This is a genomic window from Coprobacter sp. (assembly GCF_982436375.1).
This window is the reverse complement of the sequence record NZ_CEWDCG010000271.1, coordinates 1-3,075: the sequence shown is the minus strand read 5'-3', so window position 1 is coordinate 3,075 and position 3,075 is coordinate 1. Positions and strand designations below refer to the sequence as shown.

Sequence of the window (3,075 nt, the reverse complement as noted above, 5' to 3'; positions counted from 1 at the left end):
ATCTATGGGCATGAAAAGATTAATATTTGTCATTTGTGCAATTTTATGTAGCAGTTTATTTGTCTCGGCTAAGGATTTTCGAGAAGTCGTTTATTTGAAAAATGGAAGTATAATTAAAGGTATTATTCTTGAGCAGATACCAAATGAAACTATTAAAATAGAAACAAGTGATGGTAGTGTATGGGTTTTCCAAATGTCAGAAGTATTGAAAATCACGAAGGAATTTTCTTCTCGAAATTCTACAATGAGGATGAAGAATAGGCATGGTGAAAGAGATGAGTTTAAAACAAATGGCTATAAAGGATTTGTGGATGTAGGTGGTGCTTTTGGCGTGGGTACTTATGGTGACGGACTTGTTTCCGTGTCTTCTACTCATGGTTATCAGTTTAATCCATATTTCTTTTTAGGTGCTGGAGTGGGAGTGAACTATCATTTTAATTGGTCTACAGTTTTTATTCCGGTATATGCCGATGCGAGGGGGTATTTTATGAATAATGATATTGCTCCTTTTATTGGATTGAAAGTCGGTTATTCTGTTTTTGACGGTATGGGGTTCTATTTTAATCCGAGTGTCGGTGTGCGTTTTATCGCTACACCTAAATTGGGTTTGAATTTATCTATTGGATATAATATGCAGAGAACAGATATTACATTCCGTCAATATTATTACAATCCACGCACCCATGATAGTTATGTGAATTCGTATGACGAAAGAAATACAATTGGAGGAGTTATGTTCAAATTGGGTTTTGAATTCTAATTTTGATTTATAAAACGATTCCGCTGGCGGATTATCCGCCAGCGGAATCGTTTTATATAGTTTGATAATCAATTATTTGATTGTATTCCTTCTGCTACGATACGGAAACTCTTTTTTAGTTTTATATCTTCGGATGAAGCTCCGATGCGAACTTCAAATTCTCCCGGTTCTACATTCCAATTCATATTAATATCCAGTATTTCGAGATCTTCGGGATGCAGAGTGAATTGTATGTTTTTCGTTTCTCCCGGTTGCAGAGAAACACGTTTGAAGCCTCGTAACAAAGATTCGTAAGAGATTACACTGCTCACTTTATCTTTTACATATAACTGTACGATTTCGTCTCCGGCTCTTTTCCCTGTATTCGTGATATCGAACGATACCTGAATATCGCCTTTAGGACCTTGTCTCTCAGGAGAAACTTTCAGATTGGAATATTCGAATGTTGTATAACTGAGTCCGAATCCGAAAGGATACAAAGCTCCGTTGACCCGTGTTTTTCCGTATCCATTCGGTCCGGCTTCGGGCTGTTTCGACTGAGAGGCCGGTTTGAAAGGGAAGTTCAATTCTATTTGTCCCAATGTTTTGGGGAATGTGACCGGAAGTTTCCCTCCCGGATTATAATCTCCGAAAAGAGTTTCTGCAATGGCAGTTCCTCCCATTTGTCCGGGAAACCAAGCTTCCAGAATTGCCGGAATATAACGGTCTGCCCAATTGATAGTAAGCGGTTGTCCATTGATAAGAACCAGTACGATCGGTTTTCCGGTAGCATATAACGCTTCGAGAAGCTGTTGCTGGCGTCCCGGTAAATCAAGTCCTGAACGAGATTTGCTTTCGCCGGTACTTTCTTCATCTTCACCGAGTACGGCAATAACAATGTCGCTTAGTTTTGCTTTTTCAACGGCATTTTGTATTTCTTGCTGTTCTTCTGTCGTCAGCGGAGAATGTATTATTTCGCTTTCCGGCCATTTGGCATCTTTAACCTTACAGCCTAAAGCGTAATCGACAGCAACTTTATTCCCGAGATAATTTTTGATACCTTCATATACCGTGATATTTTCCAGTTCTTGAGGTCCGTAACGGCTTACCATATAATTTTCTTCTTTGGCAAGCGGTCCGGTGATCAGTATTCGGGACAACTTGTTTTTATCGAGAGGCAATAAATTATTTTCGTTTTTTAGAAGAACCAAAGATTGACGTTGTATATCGAGCACAAAATCTTTATTCTTGTCTGCTCCGACGATTTTATCTGCGGCTTTAGGATCTGCGACAAAAGGTTGGTCGAAAAGTCCGAGACGGAATTTTACCCGTAAGACGTCAGCGACACGTTCGTCTATGACTTTCATCGATAATCGTCCCTCTTTTACCAATTTTCGGGCAGGCAGAATGAAAATATCCGGTGCGGCAAAAGTCGTTCTTACGTTGAGACCGGCTTCAAGAACCATTCTCACGGCTTCTTCATAAGTTTCGGCGACATGATGTTTGTTATATACATACTCTACCGCATCGCTGTCACTGACTACATAACCGTCGAATCCGAATTCTTGACGAAGTAACTGGGTCAAGAAATAATAACTTGCGGTAACCGGAACGCCGTCCCAGTCGTTATAACTGCTCATGACTCCCATCGGGTGGGCGTCTTGGATTACTTTTTTGAACGGGTACAGATGCATTTGGTGCATTTCCCGGGGTGCAACATGAGGATCGGTGCGTACACTGCCGTCCCGCCCACCTTTGGGAACGCTATATACGGCAAAGTGTTTTAGAGTTGCTGCCACACCTTGTTCTTGAATACCTTTAACCATCTGTGTTCCGAGTGTAGCGACAAGAAAGGGATCTTCTCCATAACATTCAAGAACACGTCCCCAACGGGGATCTCTGGCAAGGTCTAATATCGGTGCATATATGTTGGTATATCCGAGAGCTTTGGCTTCTTTTCCCGCAATTGATCCGGCTTTGTAGACCAAAGGTGCGTTCCATGTACTTCCTATGCCGATAGGTGCGGGCAGGGGAGTCGCTTTTGTATGATTGAGTCCGTGGATTGTTTCGTTGGAAAAATCTACCGGAATACCCAGACGAGTCTCTTCGATAAACCATTTTTGGGTTTTGTTGATTGCCTCGGCATGTTTGCTGAAAGGATAAATCAGGTCTTGGGCGATTTTCGCACCACGACCGACTCCGTTCAATTGTTCATCGATATTGGCGATTCCGTCTTTCCAAATTTTATTTTTCCATTCCGGAGTCGGTAACGAGTCGTTCATTACCCTTTTATATCCATATAAAGTTGCCAGTTGACAGGTCTTTTCGTCCAGATT

The 3,075-nt window shown here is 41.4% G+C and carries 2 protein-coding genes; one reads left to right on the top strand and one right to left on the bottom strand.

Annotation, left to right across the window (positions count from 1 at the left end; genetic code table 11):
* A partial coding sequence (locus AC1WHX_RS11490; protein WP_481229402.1) for a hypothetical protein occupies positions 1–760 on the top strand: 760 nt, incomplete at its 5' end.
* Positions 761–828: 68 nt separating this feature from the next.
* Here AC1WHX_RS11490 and AC1WHX_RS11485 read toward each other — a convergent pair.
* The coding region (locus AC1WHX_RS11485) for a glycoside hydrolase family 3 N-terminal domain-containing protein (protein WP_481229400.1) at positions 829–3,075 on the bottom strand (2,247 nt) is incomplete at its 5' end.